We start from the raw sequence: 17,849 nt of genomic DNA, 5'->3' as shown, positions 1-17,849 counted from the left end.
CATTGAAAATTTTTATAAAAACGTCATAAAAGTGGAACCATAACCATGCAGATCGCTCAATAAGAGCACATAGTGTGCCCCATCTTGTGATGCTGAACTTTTTGATATCAGTGAGGACGATTTATGTTTAAGAAAACACTGCTTATGTCAGGTCTTGCTCTTGCCGTTTCTGGCCCCGTCATGGCTGCGCAACAAACTACCGCTGTTCGCGATAACGGTTTCTCCTACAGCTACGGGCAATTGGCTTATGACCGTTGGGACCTGGATAACGATGTGGACGTGGATGCACTGAGTGCTGAAGGTTCTTTTGCGTTGGATGAGCATCTGTTTCTGCGTGGTGCTTTAGGCTTCTTCGATGGTGATTACGGCCACAATGGCGATCTCGACGGTACCCGTTTGTCCGGTGGTGTCGGTTTCCATACACCGCTGCAGCGTGGTCTGGATTTCGTTGGTAGCGCCGATATTATTTACGATGACCGTGATTATGATCCGGGCCGCTCCGATGACGAAATAGGTTTCGAGCTGCGTGGTGGTGTGCGTCATGCCACTACCGAGAAGTTGGAGTTGTCCGCGGGTTTGGCCTATCAGGACCTCTATGATGATGACTTGGGTGTTTATGGCCAGGGTCTGTTCAAGGTGAGCCAGGCGGTGGATTTGGGTGCACGAGTCATTGTTGGTGGTGATCGTGATACCTACGGCGTCTTCGGTCGCTATAACTTTTAAGGTCGATTGTTTGGCTTGGATGCAAAAAGCCCCGCCGCGTGAGACGTCGGTGGGGCTTTTTTGTGGTGGATTAGCGACAAGTTGCAAGCTACAGCACGGATAAAAGCCTTGGCTTGATTTGGCGTTGTGCCCGCGCGCCCCTCTTCTTTTGTGGTTTGCGGGCTTTCAGTTTCGTGGGCCGATTTTAGCCGAAGGCACTGGCGTCTAAGGCCGTAAGCCGGGGGCTATCTTGGTGCTGGACGTCGCATTATTCCTTTGAGATTAACTCGACCTACTTTTGCTTGTGTCAGGTAGCGGGCGGGTGAAACTCACTGTGCTGAGCCAGGCTTGGATCGGAGCCCAGCCCTTTTCTTCGCTGTGCTTGATAGCATCGGCAATGCCCGGGTTGATCTGATCCCAGCGGGCCAATGTGTCGGGGTCCATGGTCTGCACGCCCGCAAGCAGGTTGGTGCTATTGAGGGCAGCGCTAAGTTCGGGAATTAGTAGCCCGCTTTCTTGTTCATCGGTTGAGTTGCTCAATGGCTGCCAGTGAGCCAGGACTCCTGTCAGGCCGCATTGCAGCGCTAGCTGATTCAGCGGCCGATTCAACGATAGCTGCTGGTGGTCGGCCACCAATTGCTCACCGGCGAGCTTCAGATATTGGCGGCGCCGAGCCGGCGCGCCCTTTTGGCCGATGAAGGAATCCAGCGCTTTGGGAGCCTCGGCAGTGCCGTTGAGTACCACTGCCATGGCGGCAAAACCGAGGCTGGCTTCCGCTGGATCGGTGGCGCCGTGCTGGCGCCGCAGGCTCTGGCGGGTCAGCTCTAGGCTTGGGTCGCTGATTAAGCCAGACTCCGGCCATTGAGGTAAGACGTCCAAGTAGCCAGGGTACAGTGGCCAGCTGTCCAGCTGAGTGAGGTTGACTTGGTGACGGGCACGTCCGTCTTGATGGCAGGCGCGGCTGGCTAGTAATAAGTATTGGCTGGTAAAGCGCTGATACCAATGGGACAGCGCTTGGCGCAGAGCGGCCAGGTGTTGTTGATCAGGGATTCGCTCAAACTGAGCCAACGCCTGCTGCCATTCTGTGGCGGCGGTAGTAAAGCGTTCATCGGCCCTTTGTTGCCACTGTGCGGCAGGAATCTCTACTAGGTCGGTGGCGCTGGTCGGCCCGGGTGTTGTGTCAGCGTGTTCATCGATACTGCTGTCACAGGCCAATAGCAGGCTGGTTAGCAAAGCCATCAATAGAAAACGCATAAGCAATCCGGATTAACGCAGGCTGATAATGGGCCAGCCCTGTTCCCGAGCCTCACGCTCAAGAGTGCTGTCTGGGTCCACGGCTACCGGGTTGTCTACTTTACGTAGCAGTGGCAGGTCGTTGTGGGAATCGCTGTAGAACCAGCTATCTTCCAGCGTTTCATCGTTGGCTTTTAGCCACTCGGCGAGCCGCTCAACTTTACCTTCGCGGTAGCTGGGAGTGCCGGCTACGCTTCCGGTATAGCGCTCGCGGCGACACTCTGCCACGGTGGCAATCAAGTGGTCTACGCCAAGGCGCTCTGCCAGTGGGGCCGTGACGAAGTCGTTGGTAGCGGTGATGATCATTAGGGTATGGCCTTGGTCGCGGTGTTTCTGCAGCAGGGTTTCGGCCTTGGGCAGCCACATGCTGTCCAGCTTTTCTGCCAAAAACTGTTCACGCCAGAAATGCAGTTGGGCCATATCGTTATCGGCCAGCACGTTCAGAGAAAAACGCAGGTAGGCCATGATGTCCAAGCGGCCATGCTGGTAGTCCACGTAAAATTGGTCGTTGGTTTCTTTATAAAGCTGGGCGTCAACAATGCCTTTCTCTACCAGCCAGTCTCCCCACAGGTGGTCGGAATCGCAGCCAATCAGGGTGTTGTCCAGGTCGAAAATCGCGAGTGTCATGGCCTCTCCTTACGTGAAGAGCTCATTTTATGCGAAGCAGATGACAAGTCATACCGGTGGATTCATCACGCTCTACATTTGGTTTGGTGTGTTTGTTGCAGGGTTGTGCATTGATCGCAGGTTGCCCGGCAAGGTTTAATGGGCTGATAAGGAGCCAGAGTCCACGATTGCGCGAGGCTCGAAGGGACAAGATGACAGGCATTATTGATGACAAAGGATTTCGGCTGAATGTCGGAATTATTATTGCTGGCCAAGATGGTCGGGTGTTCTGGGGTCGCCGGGTTGGCAACCGCGATGCCTGGCAATTTCCGCAAGGCGGCATGATGCCGGGGGAAACCCCGGAAGAAACACTGTTTCGTGAACTGGAAGAAGAGGTGGGTCTGCTTCCTGAGCATGTGCATATCGTCGCCAGTACCGAAGGTTGGCTGACCTACCGGTTGCCACGTCGCTTTTTGCGCCGGCCTCGTAACCGCCCCCATTGCATCGGTCAACGCCAGAAATGGTTTTTACTGCAGCTGACAGCGGGAGAAGAAGCGATTGACCTGTTTACCAGTAATAGTCCGGAGTTTAAGGACTGGCGCTGGGTAAACTACTGGTACCCGATACAGAAGGTGGTGCATTTCAAACGTGGGGTCTATGCCCGAGCGTTGCGGGAATTAGCGCCGGCTCTGAAGAAAGGAAAGCGTACTCCTCATACTAATCAGACTGTGCCTGGAGACTCACCCGATGCTTGATACTCTTCGACGTATTGTTCAGGAAGTGAACAACGCGGCGGATATCCCCAGCGCGCTGGACTTGATGGCCAAGCGGGTACGCGATGCCATGGGTACAGAAGTGTGTTCAATCTACCTGCGTGATGAGGAAGAGCAGCGCTATATGCTGATGGCCTCGGAAGGGTTGAAGCGCGAGGCAGTGGGTAAGGTGAGCTTGGGCTTGTCGGAGGGCCTAGTGGGGCAGGTTGGTTTGCGTGAAGAGCCCATCAACCTGGAAGATGCCTTTACCCACCCCAAATTTCATTACCTGGCGGGAACCGGGGAAGATGCGTTCCACGCTTTCCTGGGCGTGCCGGTGATGCACCATGGCAAGGTGCTGGGGATCATGGTGGTTCAGCAGCGCGATGTGCGCCGCTTTGACCAGAGTGAAGAAGCCTTCCTGGTGACTATTTCTGCCCAATTATCAGCGGTGATTGCTCATGCCCATGCCTCGGGTGTGCTATTTGACCAGCTGGGTGGCGGCGCGGATCTTCCTAGTTTTTACGACGGGCTGCCGGGGTGCCCTGGCGCGGCTATTGGTTACGGCGTTCTGTTGTTTCCCGAGGCGGATTTGGCGTCGGTGCCGGACCGAGACGTTGAGGATGTGAGCGAAGAAATTTCCCGCTTGGACGATGCCCTGGTACGGGTGCGTCAGGAAATTCGTGATTTGGCCGAGCGGGCTTCCCGATCTCTGGGGGCTGAAGAGCAGGCGCTGTTTGATGTGTACCTGCGCATGCTGGACCGTCATGCTTTGCCCGCGGAAGTTATTGCGGCCATTCGTGAAGGGCAGTGGGCCCAGGGTGCGTTACGTACAGTGATCGATGTCCACGTGCATAATTTCGAAATGATGGACGATCCGTACCTGCGTGAGCGAGCTGCAGACGTGCGTGATTTGGGCCGCCGAGTGCTGGCTCAGCTGCAAAGCCAAACTCGCCGCCATATTATTTTTCCAGATGAATGCATTCTGCTCGGTGAAGATATTTCCGCTCCCATGTTGATGGAAGTGCCCCGTGAACGGGTGCGCGGGATTGTTACTACCCGTGGCTCGCGCAATTCGCATATGGCCATTGTTGCGAGAGCTATGGGCATTCCCACGGTGGTGGGTGCGCAGAATTTGCCGCTGAAAAAAATGGATGATAAGGAAATCATCGTTGATGGTTTTCGAGGGCGGGTGGTGGCCAATGCCTCGGCGGAGCTTAAACAGCAGTTCCAGGAAATTATCGCAGAGGAAGAGAGCCTCCAGGCGGGTTTAGAAAAGCTGCGTGACGAGCCAGCGCAAACCTTGGACGGTACGCGCATCACGTTGCAAGTGAATACTGGGTTGATGACCGATATCAACCGGTCACTGGAACGGGGCGCGGAAGGGGTGGGCCTGTACCGGACGGAAATTCCATTTATGGTTCGTGACCGGTTTCCGTCGGAAGAAGAGCAACGAGTGATTTATCGCGAGCAGCTGGCGGCATTTGCTCCGCACTCGGTGACCATGCGCACCCTGGATATCGGGGGCGATAAGTCGCTGAGTTATTTCCCTATAGAGGATGAAAACCCTTTTCTGGGCTGGCGCGGCATCCGTGTCACCCTAGATCATCCGGAAATTTTCATGGTGCAGGTGCGTGCCATGATCAAAGCCAGTGAAGGCCTGGACAATCTGCGCATTATGCTGCCCATGATTACCAGCGTGATTGAAGCGGAAGAAGCGCAACACCTGATCCATCGTGCTTGGCTTGAGGTTCGTGACGAGGGGTTGGATGTATCCATGCCGCCGGTGGGTGTGATGATCGAAGTGCCGGCCTCGGTGTACCAGGCTCGGGCGCTGGCCCAACGGGTGGATTTTTTGTCCGTTGGCACCAATGACCTGACCCAATACCTGTTGGCGGTGGACCGCAACAACCGGCAGGTGGCATCACTCTATAATTCCTATCACCCGGCGGTCCTGCATGCATTGATGCATGTGGTAGAGCAGGCTCGAGAAGAACACACTCCCGTGTCAGTTTGTGGTGAGATGGCAGGGGAGCCTAGCGCCGCCCTGCTGTTAATGGCCATGGGGGTGGATGTGCTGTCCATGAATGCGTCCAACCTGTTGAAGGTAAAAGCCGCTATTCGGCAAGTGGATATCAGCTTTGTTCGCCGCCTTCTCAATGAAGTGCTGGCCATGGATAACGGTGAAGTAATCGGTTCTTACGTGGATCTACAGCTCACCAAGGCTGGTCTTGGCGAGCTGTTGCGAAATCGAAAGGTGCTGGCCTGATGCGAACGCTATGCATATCGACCAATTAAATAAAACTAATCGAGAGAGCGTCTTGACCGGCACCTCTCGTTGCGCTTTATCGATAGATGGGCACGCTCCTTTAACATCGCGTTGTGCCTCGAATGGGTTGATTACGAACCATCCGCAAAGGTTGATCGTGCAAGGAGCGTCTTGAGAGCGTGCTATCGCTTGGTGAAACTCTGGCTTGGATTGCCGGCCGCGTTACCGTCCGGTTGCCACCGCTGTTCCAGCATTTGCGGCCCTTGTTTTCGGTCCAAAATCACGGCGCTACTGGCGCGGGTGCCGTAGGTTTCTGACTGGATAAAAATGGGGGCGATCAGCCTTTCAAGGTCGATGCCGACACCGGTGTCTGGCAGCTCGCTGTCGTTGGGTTGATAGCGGTCGTCAACCACCTGCAGGAGCTGTTGTAGGTTCCCACCGGCAGTAACGGCGGCGGCCAGATTCTGTTTGGCTCGCTCTACTTTGGGCCAGGGGTCGTCCAGCAGGCCGTTGCTGAGGCCATGAATGCCGGGGCGGACCGCCCTTGGTGTTGCGCCTCGGTTGCCTAAATACCAGAGGCTATCCTGTTCAGGGTCCGCGTTAACTGTGCCCACCAAAAGATTGAAGGCACCGTAGTGATGTTGTTCCTTGGCGAGGTGATGGCTGAACTGTTCTGGCGTCTGTTCCCCTTTTAGGAACGCGAAGGGTAATAGCCCGCGGGACCGTTCGCCGGGTTGGCGGTCGGTGATGGGTTCGCGATAGTTGGTAACCCCCGCGAAGCGGCCGTTACGGTGAATCCCCAGCCACGTGCCCCCGGCAGTTAGGTCTAGGCCACAAAAAATACCGTCACGCCAGCGGGCAGGTTCTGCGGGTCGCGCGTGAAACTCATCCCGATTCGCCGCCACTCTAAGGGGCGTGGCAGAGCCTGGTTGCCAGTCAAACAGTACAATGCACATTGATTTTTCCTTTCTTTGTTTCGCTCACCTGCCGTTATCCTCGCCGCTATAAAACCGCTCCAGCGCTGAGGCCCAGGGGCTTTCAGTGTCCGTCAATGAGCCCCGGCGCAAGGTGTTGAGCCGTGCTAGCATACCTGCCTTACCCCGAGTTGTGTTGGAGTGGCTGTGCTGGAACTGTTTTTGATTTGTTTGGGCGTGGGTGTGGGCGCAGGCCTGTTGGCTGGAGCGCTAGGCTTGGGGGGTGGTGTGGTTATCGTGCCTGCGCTAATTTTTCTGTTTCGTGGCCTGGGCTTTCCTGATGATCTGGTTGCCAAGATGGCGGTGGCCACATCCCTCAGTACCATCATCGTTACCTCCATCAGTGCGGTACGCGCCCATCACAAGGCCGGGTTTGTGCGCTGGCCTGTGGCGGTGCGCTTGGGGGTGGGCATTGTGTTGGGTGCTTTTGCTGGGGCGTTCATCGCCGATGCGATGAAAGGGGAACTGTTGACCCGTTTGTTTGGTCTGTTTGCCATGTTGATTGCTGTGCAGATGTTGCTGGTGGGCCGCAAGGCGCTAGATGAAAGCTTGCCGCAACGGGTGCCTGGTACCCCTGGGTTGGCACTGGCGGGAGTGCTCATCGGCACAGGGTCGTCGATTTTTGGTATCGGCGGTGGTTCGTTGACGGTGCCGTTCTTGAGTTGGTGTCGGTTGAAAATGCAGGAAGCGGTAGCGATTTCCTCCGCCTGTGGCCTGCCCATTGCCGTTGCCGGCACGCTGGGGTTTGCGGTGGCCGGCTGGAATGAGCAGCATTTGCCAGAGGGGGCCTTAGGCTATGTGTTTTTGCCTGCCTCAGTCGGTATAGTGCTCACCAGTTTCCCGTTTGCGCGCCTGAGTGCGCGGCTCAGCCATCGGCTGCCGTCCGCTACCTTGAAGAAGGTTTTCGCTCTGGTGCTTTTTGTGCTTGGCCTCAAACTGGCTTTTGGATAACAACCTATGGAATTCCCGCATATCGATCCGGTGGCGTTCGCCATTGGCCCCCTGAAAGTGCACTGGTATGGCCTGATGTATATGTTTGGCTTTGCCGCTGCCTGGCTGTTGGGTGTGTACCGGGCCAAACAGCCTGGCTCTGGCTGGACCAAAGACCAGGTGGGCGATTTGGTGTTTTATGGGGCCCTGGGTGTCATCATTGGTGGCCGTTTGGGTTACGTGTTCTTCTACAACTTTGATAAATTCCTGCAAGATCCGCTGTGGCTGTTCCAGGTGTGGACCGGGGGCATGAGTTTCCACGGCGGCGCGATTGGCGTGTTAGTGGCTTTCTGGCTGTTTGCTCGTAAAACAGGCAAGCGCTACTTACGGGTAGCAGATTTTATGGTGCCTATGGTGCCGATTGGCTTGGCGACCGGGCGCTTTGGTAATTTCATGAATGCGGAGTTGTGGGGCCGTGCCAGTGACGTGTCTTGGGCCATGGTGTTTCCCACCGACCCATTGCAGATTGCGCGTCATCCCTCCCAGCTTTATGAGATGGTGTTGGAAGGTGTGGTGCTGTTTCTGGTGCTATGGGTGTACTCGGTCAAGCCGCGACCGGCGGGCGCGGTGACGGCCTTGTTTAGCATCGGTTATGGCTGCGCGCGGACCTTTGTGGAGTTCTTCCGTGAGCCGGATGCCCATATTGGTTATCTCACCGGCGGCTGGTTGACCATGGGCATGCTGTTGAGCATCCCGATGGTTGTGCTCGGTATCGCTGTGTTGGTGTGGGCATATCGAAACGATGAGCGAGGAGTGAAGGCATGAAGCAATACCTTGATCTGCTTCGCCACGTCCGCGAGCACGGAACGTATAAGGAAGACCGCACTGGCACCGGCACCTATGCGGTGTTTGGTTACCAGATGCGCTATGACCTGAGCCAGGGCTTCCCTATGCTCACCACCAAGAAGCTGCATCTGCGCTCGATTATTCACGAGTTACTGTGGTTCCTGTCTGGTGACACCAATATCCGTTATCTAAAGGAAAACGGCGTGTCCATCTGGGATGGCTGGGCGACACCGGAGGGTGAGCTGGGGCCTGTCTATGGTGAGCAGTGGCGCAGTTGGAAAACGGCGGATGGCGGGGTGATTGATCAGATCACCGAGGTGCTGAAAGAGATCAAGCGCAATCCGGACTCCCGGCGCCTGGTGGTCAGCGCTTGGAACCCCGCGGTGCTGCCGGATCCGTCCATTTCACCGGATGCCAATGCAGCAGCAGGCAAGCAAGCGTTGCCACCCTGCCACTGCTTGTTCCAGTTCTATGTGGCGGACGGCAAACTTAGTTGCCAGCTATATCAACGCAGTGGCGATATTTTTCTTGGCGTGCCATTCAATATTGCGTCCTATGCCTTGCTGACGCTGATGATGGCGCAGGTGTGTGATCTGCAGCCGGGTGATTTTGTGCATACCTTGGGCGATGCGCATCTCTACTCCAACCATCTGGAGCAGGCGGATACTCAACTGGCGCGTACGCCTGGCCCGCTGCCGACAATGACGTTGAACCCGGCGGTGAAGGATCTGTTTGCCTTCACCTTTGACGATTTCACCGTCAGCAACTACGACCCCGACGCGCACATCAAAGCGCCGGTGGCAATCTAACGACTCCTCCCTGAAGCCGGATGCTCGATGCAACAGAGCTTTTGTCCGGCGTTAGGGGGTGGGTTCAAGCGTAGGTATGTTCATGTCCATTCGACTTTCCATGATGGTCGCCAAGGCCACTAATAATGTGATCGGGCGGAATAATAAGTTGCCCTGGTATTTGCCCAACGACTTGAAGTACTTCAAGCAGGTAACCTTCGGCAAGCCGGTGATCATGGGCCGCAAGACTTGGGAATCACTGAAAGGCCCCCTGCCGGGTCGCACAAATATCGTGATTACCCGCCAGCCAGCGTATCAAGCTGAGGGCGCCAAGGTGGTGGCCACAGTGGATGACGCCATTACCATGGCAGAGAACGTGGCCTTCATTGAAGGCCAGGAAGAAGCGGTGATCATGGGCGGTGCGGAAATCTACGCGCTGGCGCTGGCGCAGACCCAGCGGCTCTACCTCACTGAGGTACATGCTGAGGTCGATGGGGATACTTTTTTTCCGGAGTACGACAAGGGCGAATGGGAAGAAATTGCTCGTGAAGATTTCCCCGCTGAAGGGCCCAACCCCTACGATTATTCCTTTGTGGTATACGAACGCAAATGAGTTGAAAGTTTACACGCGTCCAAAGGTTGGGGGGGACCCTTACCCTAACCGATAGAGGCTACGCACTGAGCCTGGACGTGACCTCTTTGTTTAGATGATTCAAAACTCGAAAGCCCTGTCGCTACTGGTTTCAGCAAAAGGGCGCCCTTTTGCTTTCAGCCTTGTCTATTTTCAGCGCAAGCCTCTGCGGACACATTGATGATCGTGTGGCGTTTGGGCCAGCTCGCGTTGCCGCTTAGCGTTATTTTCGCGGTTCTATTCGTACTTCGCTTCTCACCGATTGGGCAATAAAACACTTTTCATGGGCGCGCTGGTGTAAAGCCTGGATCGTAGCGATGCTAGGTTGTTCGCCACTAAACGTGACCAGCGGTTGCAGTACCATGGTCTGCATATAAATTTTTGCCTGATCGTTCTGCCCCAGGATGCCCTGTGGATCGTCATCATAGCTTGTCACCGCCAGCCCTTCACGGGCGGCTTCAGTGAGAAACGATAGCAGGTGACAGCTGGCCAATGCGGCGAGAAAAGCTTCTTCCGGTTCCATGAATTCCTGATGGCCATGGTGGCCATCGACCACGCGCACCTCATTGCCGTCTGCAAGGTGCCAGAGGTAATGTTCTTGGTTGCCGTGGGCGGTCCAGCTGAGGTGCATGGTGTGTTGTTGCACAGAATATCCCCGGTTAGTGCCTCGTTAGCAGGATTTTTGCACACCTGCTAGAAGAGTATGCCATCAAAATAGGCGCTTGCCATGATGACTCGGGGCGGATGTCTTTGCCTCTGGCAAAGCCGGTCGTCGCGAAAGCGGTTAGTCGGCTTGGCTTGGGCCGCTCTGTTGGCTCAGTGACCAATAACGGAACACGGCAATATTGACCAGTGCGCTCATCAGCGAAATGGGCAGTGCAGCCAGTAGTGACGCGGCGGTGGTATGGCTAACGACACCCAGAATGGCGCTGGCGACCACGCTACTCATTACCAGATAGGTCAAGAACACTAGAACCAGAGTTAACAGCAACGGCCATTGCTGGGGCTGTGTCATTTGGAATGACTGGCGCAATGCTTCGATCGGGCTTTGTTGTTTCAAGATCACGAGTAGAGGTGCATAGCATAGGCGGGTATATACCCACACCGCTGGAAAAAAAAGCGCCATCCAGCCCAGCGATACGCCAATGGCCAGCAGTGCGTAGGTGAGCAGCAGGGGCGGGTAAACCAGCAGTGCGGGTGCGATACAGGCTAGCAGCCCACGGGGTTTGCTGTTGCTGGTAGCAGAGAGCTGCACATAAAGCGCCCCTTCCGCTAAAGGCCTCACCAACAAAATGATCGCCAAGCTGATGCCGCTGAATTGCAGGGCGGCTCCTTCGGTGTCCGGCAATACGAACGAGGGGCCGAAGATCCACTGTGTGGCTTCAGTAATCAGGGCGAAGGGCGCGGTGACCAGAAACAGCGGGCCAAGGTGCCGCCACCAGAAAATAAGAATTTCGCGAAAACGGTGTCCAATCATGGTGAGCCATCAATTCAGTCGACGGCGCAACCATACGACAGCGCCGCGCCCATTTCCACACTGCAGCGCGGCCTAAAGGTTACCACCAGTATTTTCCCCAATTTTCCGGGTTGGCCCAGAAGCGGGGGTTGTTCCACTTGCGCTCGAAATTGTAGTTGTCCAGGTCGTAGCTGTAGATATTCAGTTCGCGACCGTCTTCGGCGAAGTGCCCCTGCTCCCGGCAGCCTAGTGCCAGAAATCCGTTGGTTGGCCAACGTAGTTTTTGTGGGGCCAAGGTGGGTTGGTATACCGCCACCATGGAATCGGTATGCAGGTTACGCAACAAGCCCATTAGTGCTTCGCCGTCATGGTGGGGCATGTATTCCAGCTGGTCTGCAACAATGGCGATATCCACCCGGTCAATGTCACCCAACGCGGGGAAGGGGTTCTGTTCCTGAATTTCCACCAGAGTGCAGTTGTGATCGGCGCACCACTGGGCAACGACAGGAATGGGATTGAGGCTGACAGTCAAAATGGAGGAGGGCTGGTGGCTATCGAGAATAGCGGCCAAGCGTTCCTGCGGAGATTCGGTCATGGAGTGTGTCGTCGCAATATTCATGGCTTCAGTTTAACGCCATTGCCGGTGGCTTTCGATAGAGGGTTGAGTAGCGATTTGTGGTTTTTGATGTAATGCAGCAATGAATGCTCCGACGGTCTTTTGAATTGTGGTTTCTCAGGGGTGAGACGGGGAGTGGGGCGGGGCAATGCCACTGCTGGCCATTGAAATGAGGTCTTGATCAGAAAATGAGAATCAGGCGTTGACGAACACCCAATCAATAATGATAATGATTCTCATATACGAAATGGAGGTCAGTATGTCTCAGCTAAAAAAGAACGTTACCACTACTACACGACAGGTCGCCATTAATGCTGAAAGTGCGGTGGCAAGCAGTCTGTTGCTCAACCATCAAGGCAAATTGTGGATTGAACATGCCGGTGAGCGTTACCAGTTGCGTCGTACGTCCAACAATAAACTGATTTTGACAAAGTGATGCGCCACGCGACATCAATAACAGGCCAATAATACGGCGGCTGCGTTATCCGTTTTAACGCTTTGCTCTCGCGCCAGTTCCTTTCAGCGTGTGAGCTGGGCTTAGCACGGGGGAAACGCTTTCTTTTGGGTGTTGCGTAAAGTGTGTCGCATGTTGCGTTTGTTTATCGTTCTCCCTGACGTGGATCAGCCAGCCGCAGCCAGCGTTCCACACCTAATTTAAGGTTCTTCGGCACGGCAACATGCCGCTGACCACAACGCGCACAGGATCTGTGTGAGTGTCATGGCTGCAGTCGACCCAAACCGTTCGGTGCGGCCAAAAGGCAATCAATCACCTGAATCCTGTTGGCGCGTTATGGCGTAAAGCGTGTTGTTTGCTGCGATATTTTTTGGAGGCAATATGTCTGTTATGACGTGGCCCTCGGCTCCAGCGACATCGCCACTACTACGCCAGTGCGGTGCGGCCCTCGGTGATCGAGTTTTGCGCTTACAAGATGAACCCCTGGCCATTCTCAAGGCGTTGTATCGGTTGGGTTCATTGGTGGTGACCACCTTCTCCAGTGGCTCGAGAATTTCCCAGAGCATGCACTATCCCGCACTCAAGGATGGGCAATCGGACGTTGCTGGTGAATGGTGGCTGGAATCCGTGGGTGAGCGCTGTCGTTTACGGCAGAGTTTGCAGGTTGGCCAGTGGCATTCGGTGCTGGCGGTGTTGGAACCTACCGGTGCACTCCCAGCTCGCAGCTTGGTGTTCTTTGATCGTAACGGTCAGCCGTTACAGCAGATAGCGGTGGCGCCGGCCAGCGGTGGGTTGGCTTTCGAAGAGCTAGTGTGCGCCATGCTTCATCCCGATCAGCAGACCCTGAGTTTGCCGACATTGCTACCGCGCATGGCTAACCGTGATCTGGGCTCGTTGAGTCAGCTGGAAAGTGATTGGGCACGCAGTGCTGACGACGATGATTTTGCCGGGTTGCTGCAGCGGTGTCAGCAGCAGCGCGCAGTGTTGTACCGATCGGTGCGCGACAGTTTTGCTTGCCAGGTACGACCAGAAACATTGCCGGCAGTGTTGGCAGAAGCGGCTAGCAGGGATGCGGCAACCACTCTTTGTGTGGGTAATCAGGGCGTGCGATTGTGCATGACCGCCCCTTGGTCGTCGCCGCGTTGGCAAGGTAGTCATTGTCATTTAGCCCATAACGGCGCGCTGGTGTCGCTGGATATGGCGAAAATGGATAGCTTATGGCGGCTGCGTAGACCCGGGGATGGGCAGGTAGTGACGGCGCTGGAAGCGCTGGATTCCCGCGGCGAATGGTTGTGGACCTTGTCCGCCGGCGATAGTAACGAAAGCGGCTGGCGCGCTTTATTGAAAGACAGCGTTATTCGTTAATGCCACGCTCAACTGGATTGAGGGATTGAGGGATTGAGGGATTGAGGGATTGGAAAGACGCGATAGTCCCTTGGTTTCAGCGCTTTCTACGGGGCCCCTATAGGCGCGTAGCGAGGCGGGGTGACGGGCGCGGTCCCGTGCGGCTGATTGGCGAGCGGAACGAATGATTTTCTCTGTGTGGTCGCATCGAAATGCTCAACTGGCACTCTGAAAGCGACGACTATAATTGACGGTGTCGGTTGAAGCGTTGCTGGGGCTGAGCCCGTCCGGGCTATTTTATGATGCGGGCTGCCAGTGACATTTTCAGAAATGGTCGTCGAAACGTTTGAGCAGGCTGATGACCTCCGTTACGTCCTGCTCCAGGCCTTTCAGGGCTTCCTCTGCCATGGGGGCGATGTCGCATTGCCCAGGCAAGGGGTGGTCTCCTTCTAGAATCGCTCGGAAGCGCGGCACAAAAACCCATTGCAGCCATTCGCTGAAATTCATGGTGTCGGCAAAAAACGGTGTGCTGCTGTTGAAGGCCGACGGTGCCGGTGGCTGTGCGGCCCACAGGCCTTGCTGATCCAGTTCTACTTGCAGGTCATCAAGCAGGGCAACGAGTTGTTGGCGTTGGGGCATTGGGGTTTCCGCAGTCAGTCATCAAAGAGCGGCACCAGATCTGGCAGCTCATGCAGGTTATGAATATGGTGGCGGGGCTGGTCTAGTTCAACCGGCCAGGGCAGGTTGATTAGGTTGGCCCAGACCGAATGCATGCCGTGCTCACGGGCCGCGTGCACATCTTCCAAGGGGTGGTCGCCAACATGTACAGCTTGGTGTGCGTGGACCCCGGCGGAACTCAGGGCGGCGGCGAACATGTCCGGCGCCGGCTTGCGCTTGCCTATGGTCTCTGCTGAATGATGAAAAGCGAACAGGTCGGCAATACCAATCATCTTCAGGTCGGCATTGCCGTTGGTGAGTGCACCTAGGGTGTAGCTGTCGGCGAGCTGCTCTAATACCTCACGGGCACCGGGAAAGAAGCTCACTTGGTTGCGCGCTTCATGGAATACCTTGAAGGCATCCATGGCGATGCGGCGGGCTTGTTTTTGCTGGAAACCGTGCTCGGTGAAGGCGCGACTCATGGCGTCTTGGCGCAGGGCGGTTAAGTTATCCAGATACTCGGGTTTTTCCTTAAGCAGCGCCGTGCGCACCGCACGTACCCGTTCGGCACTCAGCGCAGCGGCGGCATCCGGGTGGTTGGCGGCGATCCAGTCACTGCAGGTTTTTTCAGCGTGACGAATCACTTCATCCACGGGCCACAAAGTATTATCTAGATCAAAAGTGATCAGCTTGAGCATGCTCATGGTGGGTAGTTTACCGTAAAACGCTTAATGGCAGCATACAGGTTCACTGGCGCCAAGCATTGTGTGCCCAGCGTTAGGCGCCAAGGCTTATTCGTCATCGTCCTTGCGGCGCTGGGCTCTTGGGTGTGCTCCGTCGTAGACCTGAGCTAAGTGTTGGAAATCCAGGTGAGTGTAAACCTGGGTGGTGGCCAAGTCTGCGTGGCCGAGCAGTTCCTGCACTGCCCGCAAGTCGCCGGAGGATTCCAGCAGGTGTGTGGCGAAGGAGTGGCGTAATTTGTGCGGATGTAGATGGGCATCGAGCCCCCGCTCCAGAGCATGGCGTTTAAGCCGCTGTTGTACGCTGGAAGGAGACAGCCGCCGGCCGTTTTTGCTGATAAAAAGAGCGTTTTGGTCGCTGCTTTTGATCAGCATGGGACGCACTTGCAACCAGCGGCGCACGGCGGTGAGGGCGGGTTTTCCCACTGGTAGTTGCCGTGTCTTGTTGCCTTTACCGGTGACCAACAGTTGGCTTTCATGCAGATCAATGCTGTCTAGGTTTAGGCTAAGCAGTTCGGCCAAACGCAGGCCACAGGCATAGAGCAGTTCCATTATGGCTTGATCGCGCAGGGCTAGGGGTTCGCTGTTGCTGGTGCCGGCATCCAGCAAATGGCTGACTTGATCTACATCCAGTGCTTTGGGCAGGCGTTTACCGCTTTTCGGGGCGCGAATGTCTATGGCCGGGTTGTCGCGGGCAAGCCCTTCACGCATCAGGTAACGGAAAAACGTACGCAGGGTGGAAAGCATGCGCTGAATAGTTTTGCCGCTTTTCCCTTGGCGGTGTAGCGAGGCGGCGAGGCTGCGCATGTCGTGGACGGTGAGGGTGTCCCAGGGTTGGCTGCCGAGTAATGTTCGGGCTTCGATCAGGTCCCGTTGATAGCCGTTTACGGTGTGCGGTGAGAGGCGACGCTCGCTGGCCAAGTGGGTTAGGAAGGCGTTAACCGTTTGCAGTGTGTTATGGCTATCGCTATCCACGGTTAACGGTCCTTTATCAGCTAATGTCGCTGGTTTTTTTGGCTGCTTGGTGGGGGTATTGGCGCACCACTTCGTGGAGTCTGCGGCTGAGTACCTGGCCGATATGGCTAATGAATAAGGTGCCTAAGGAGCTGCGGAAGTGCATGGCACTTTTACTGCCAATGGCCAGCAGGCCCAAGCGGCCTTGGTATTCCAGTGGCACCATGGCGGCGGAGCGGATATCGGTGGCGTTATCTTGGAACAGGGCGTCCATTTCTTCTGTGCGCATGGCGCCGCACACGGCTTTGCCGCTGCGCAGCAGGTGGTTCAGGGCGCTGGGCAGGGCATCGCTGTCCACGCAGCGGATCTGGTTGCGCAGGTCGCCGAGAATGGGCACTTCCCGGTCGTACAGCATCAGGGCTACCTGGTCACAGTGGAAGTCGCTGCTCAGGCTGGTGAGCAAATTGCGAAATAGCTTCTCGGGGCCGCGGGCTTCCAGCAGGGCCAGTGTCAGGCGGCGGGTCTTGTCGAACAGGTGATCGTTTTCCCGGGCCACATCCAGCAGGCCATTGAGTCGATCGCGTAGCTCGGTGTTGCGCTCACGTAGAATGGCGGCCTGACGTTCCAGTAGGGAAACCGCCTCGCCTTTGGGGTCTGGGAGGCGTAACAATTCCAGTAGCTCCGGGCGATGCTGAAAGAAATCGGCATGGTCACGCAGATAGGCGGCAACCTGGTCGGCGCTGGCTGGAGTTTGATCCGTCATCAATCCTGTCCTTTGTTTTTCGTTCCGGTCAGTGGGCACTGACATCACCGAGCTTTCAATCGTTTGCTAAAGCGCGATCTCAATAGCGCCATCATAGACATGGCTGGCGGGGCCTGTCATCTGGATGCCGCCTTGCCCATCGTAGCAGACGTGCAGGGTGCCGCCGGGTAGGTGCACGGTGACGGTGTCATCCAGCCAGCCCCGGCGTTGGCCGATCACCACTGCGGCACAGGCACCGGAGCCGCAAGCCAGGGTTTCCCCTGCGCCGCGCTCGTAGACGCGAAGGCGGATCTCGTTGCGGTTGACGATCTGCATAAAGCCCACGTTCACCCGCTCGGGAAACTGTTCATGGCTTTCCAGTAGCGGGCCGACGGTATCTACAGGGGCGGTATCCACATTTTCCACCAGTAAGGTGCAGTGGGGGTTGCCCAGGCCTACAGCGCCCACTTCCCAGGCCTGCGTGCCGGACACCAGGAAATAGCTGTCTGCTTCGGCTTTGGCGGTCATGGGGATGGCGTCTGGCGCCCAGCGAGGGGCGCCCATGTCTACGGTGATCTGATCATCGTCGGTCACAGACAGGGTCATTTGCCCTGCAGCGGTTTCCACGCGAATAGATTTTTTGTCGGTGAGTCCCTGTTCGCGCACAAAACGGGCGAAGCAGCGGGCACCATTACCGCATTGGCTCACTTCGGATCCATCGGCATTCAGGATCCGGTAGCGGAAGTCCGCATCGCCCTGGGCGGGCTGCACAATTAGCATCTGGTCAAAACCCACGCCAAACTTGCGGTCGGCCAGCCGGCGTATTTCATCCGCAGGCAAAGGCAGGCCGGTTTCTGGCAATGACTGTCGAATGCCGTCGATGACCATGAAATCGTTGCCCAGGCCGTGCATTTTGGTAAAGCGCAGGTTCATCGCAAGTGTCCGCTACAGGGTAAAAGGCCATTGTACTCTGCCGTGGCGGTGGCGTCAGGGGTTGGGTGGCGGAGAGCGTGCGCGATTAGCGGTGTTTCAACTTTCCACTCTATCATTCTCGATGGGGCGCCTTGGCTATGCGCGAGCCCGCTCGTCAGGTGT

20 protein-coding genes are annotated in these 17,849 nt (G+C 56.2%); 9 read left to right on the top strand and 11 right to left on the bottom strand.

What is annotated here, in order from left to right:
* Nucleotides 1–123: 123 nt before the first annotated feature.
* Nucleotides 124–723 (top strand): outer membrane beta-barrel protein, encoded by a 600-nt coding sequence (locus tag AS19_RS12045; protein ID WP_011589626.1) that lies wholly within the window; start codon nt 124–126, stop codon nt 721–723.
* Between the two features lie 261 nt (nt 724–984).
* On the opposite strand, the gene AS19_RS12040 is transcribed toward AS19_RS12045, so the two are convergent.
* Nucleotides 985–1,956 carry an imelysin family protein gene (locus AS19_RS12040; protein WP_046962127.1) on the bottom strand — a complete coding sequence of 324 codons (972 nt, stop codon included), beginning with the start codon at nt 1,954–1,956 and terminating at the stop codon, nt 985–987.
* A 12-nt stretch (nt 1,957–1,968) separates the two neighbouring features.
* On the bottom strand, nt 1,969–2,622 hold the full coding sequence (locus tag AS19_RS12035; protein WP_011589624.1) for an HAD family phosphatase: 654 nt from the start codon (nt 2,620–2,622) through the stop codon (nt 1,969–1,971).
* Between the two features lie 200 nt (nt 2,623–2,822).
* Here AS19_RS12035 and AS19_RS12030 point away from each other — a divergent pair, with 200 nt between their 5' ends.
* Nucleotides 2,823–3,356, top strand: a complete 534-nt coding sequence (locus AS19_RS12030) for an RNA pyrophosphohydrolase (RefSeq protein ID WP_046962371.1) — start codon at nt 2,823–2,825, stop codon at nt 3,354–3,356.
* The gene (ptsP, locus tag AS19_RS12025; RefSeq protein WP_011589622.1) at nt 3,349–5,622 is read left to right on the top strand and encodes a phosphoenolpyruvate--protein phosphotransferase; all 2,274 of its coding nucleotides are present in this window, start codon (nt 3,349–3,351) and stop codon (nt 5,620–5,622) included. The genes AS19_RS12030 and ptsP overlap by 8 nt, the downstream gene beginning before the upstream one ends.
* Nucleotides 5,623–5,804: 182 nt before the next feature.
* On the opposite strand, the gene AS19_RS12020 is transcribed toward ptsP, so the two are convergent.
* Nucleotides 5,805–6,578, bottom strand: coding sequence for an NRDE family protein (locus tag AS19_RS12020; RefSeq protein ID WP_011589621.1), 774 nt, complete (start codon nt 6,576–6,578; stop codon nt 5,805–5,807).
* A gap of 165 nt (nt 6,579–6,743) precedes the next feature.
* Here AS19_RS12020 and AS19_RS12015 point away from each other — a divergent pair, with 165 nt between their 5' ends.
* The 4 genes from AS19_RS12015 (at nt 6,744) to AS19_RS12000 (ending at nt 9,773) form a co-directional block, all read left to right on the top strand.
* Complete coding sequence (locus AS19_RS12015; protein ID WP_081424072.1) at nt 6,744–7,547, top strand: sulfite exporter TauE/SafE family protein; 804 nt, start codon at nt 6,744–6,746, stop codon at nt 7,545–7,547.
* 6 nt (nt 7,548–7,553) lie between these two features.
* Nucleotides 7,554–8,351 carry a prolipoprotein diacylglyceryl transferase gene (gene lgt, locus AS19_RS12010; RefSeq protein ID WP_011589619.1) on the top strand — a complete coding sequence of 266 codons (798 nt, stop codon included), beginning with the start codon at nt 7,554–7,556 and terminating at the stop codon, nt 8,349–8,351.
* A complete protein-coding gene (locus tag AS19_RS12005; RefSeq protein WP_046962126.1) occupies nt 8,348–9,181 on the top strand; it encodes a thymidylate synthase in 834 nt (277 codons plus the stop codon). The genes lgt and AS19_RS12005 overlap by 4 nt, the downstream gene beginning before the upstream one ends.
* Before the next feature lie 82 nt (nt 9,182–9,263).
* Nucleotides 9,264–9,773: a dihydrofolate reductase gene (locus AS19_RS12000; RefSeq protein ID WP_035461824.1), complete on the top strand. Its 510-nt coding sequence runs from the start codon at nt 9,264–9,266 to the stop codon at nt 9,771–9,773.
* 241 nt (nt 9,774–10,014) lie between these two features.
* Here AS19_RS12000 and AS19_RS11995 read toward each other — a convergent pair whose 3' ends face one another.
* From AS19_RS11995 to AS19_RS11985, 3 genes are all read right to left on the bottom strand, one after another.
* On the bottom strand, nt 10,015–10,437 hold the full coding sequence (locus AS19_RS11995) for an OsmC family protein (protein WP_231483547.1): 423 nt from the start codon (nt 10,435–10,437) through the stop codon (nt 10,015–10,017).
* Between the two features lie 138 nt (nt 10,438–10,575).
* Nucleotides 10,576–11,268, bottom strand: a complete 693-nt coding sequence (locus AS19_RS11990; RefSeq protein ID WP_035461763.1) for a hypothetical protein — start codon at nt 11,266–11,268, stop codon at nt 10,576–10,578.
* A gap of 79 nt (nt 11,269–11,347) precedes the next feature.
* Nucleotides 11,348–11,842 carry a DUF6231 family protein gene (locus AS19_RS11985; RefSeq protein WP_231483549.1) on the bottom strand — a complete coding sequence of 165 codons (495 nt, stop codon included), beginning with the start codon at nt 11,840–11,842 and terminating at the stop codon, nt 11,348–11,350.
* Between the two features lie 280 nt (nt 11,843–12,122).
* Here AS19_RS11985 and AS19_RS11980 point away from each other — a divergent pair, with 280 nt between their 5' ends.
* Both AS19_RS11980 and AS19_RS11975 read left to right on the top strand, forming a co-directional pair.
* Nucleotides 12,123–12,299 carry a hemin uptake protein HemP gene (locus AS19_RS11980; protein ID WP_035461766.1) on the top strand — a complete coding sequence of 59 codons (177 nt, stop codon included), beginning with the start codon at nt 12,123–12,125 and terminating at the stop codon, nt 12,297–12,299.
* A 399-nt stretch (nt 12,300–12,698) separates the two neighbouring features.
* A complete protein-coding gene (locus tag AS19_RS11975) occupies nt 12,699–13,682 on the top strand; it encodes a hypothetical protein (RefSeq protein WP_011589611.1) in 984 nt (327 codons plus the stop codon).
* 303 nt (nt 13,683–13,985) lie between these two features.
* Here the strand turns inward: AS19_RS11975 and AS19_RS11970 are convergent, their stop codons facing one another.
* The 5 genes from AS19_RS11970 to dapF form a co-directional block, all read right to left on the bottom strand.
* Nucleotides 13,986–14,300, bottom strand: coding sequence for a YqcC family protein (locus AS19_RS11970; protein WP_011589610.1), 315 nt, complete (start codon nt 14,298–14,300; stop codon nt 13,986–13,988).
* A gap of 14 nt (nt 14,301–14,314) precedes the next feature.
* Complete coding sequence (locus tag AS19_RS11965; RefSeq protein ID WP_011589609.1) at nt 14,315–15,022, bottom strand: HAD family hydrolase; 708 nt, start codon at nt 15,020–15,022, stop codon at nt 14,315–14,317.
* A gap of 87 nt (nt 15,023–15,109) precedes the next feature.
* Complete coding sequence (gene xerC / locus AS19_RS11960; RefSeq protein WP_046962125.1) at nt 15,110–16,033, bottom strand: tyrosine recombinase XerC; 924 nt, start codon at nt 16,031–16,033, stop codon at nt 15,110–15,112.
* 16 nt (nt 16,034–16,049) lie between these two features.
* On the bottom strand, nt 16,050–16,775 hold the full coding sequence (locus AS19_RS11955) for a DUF484 family protein (protein ID WP_046962124.1): 726 nt from the start codon (nt 16,773–16,775) through the stop codon (nt 16,050–16,052).
* 66 nt (nt 16,776–16,841) lie between these two features.
* A complete protein-coding gene (dapF, locus tag AS19_RS11950) occupies nt 16,842–17,687 on the bottom strand; it encodes a diaminopimelate epimerase (RefSeq protein ID WP_046962123.1) in 846 nt (281 codons plus the stop codon).
* Between the last annotated feature and the right edge of the window lie 162 nt (nt 17,688–17,849).

This window comes from Alcanivorax sp. NBRC 101098 (assembly GCF_001010505.1).
In the GTDB taxonomy this organism is placed as follows: Bacteria; Pseudomonadota; Gammaproteobacteria; order Pseudomonadales; family Alcanivoracaceae; genus Alcanivorax; species Alcanivorax borkumensis.
Note: the sequence above shows the minus strand (reverse complement) of the source record. Positions and strands in the feature narration are given on the sequence as shown.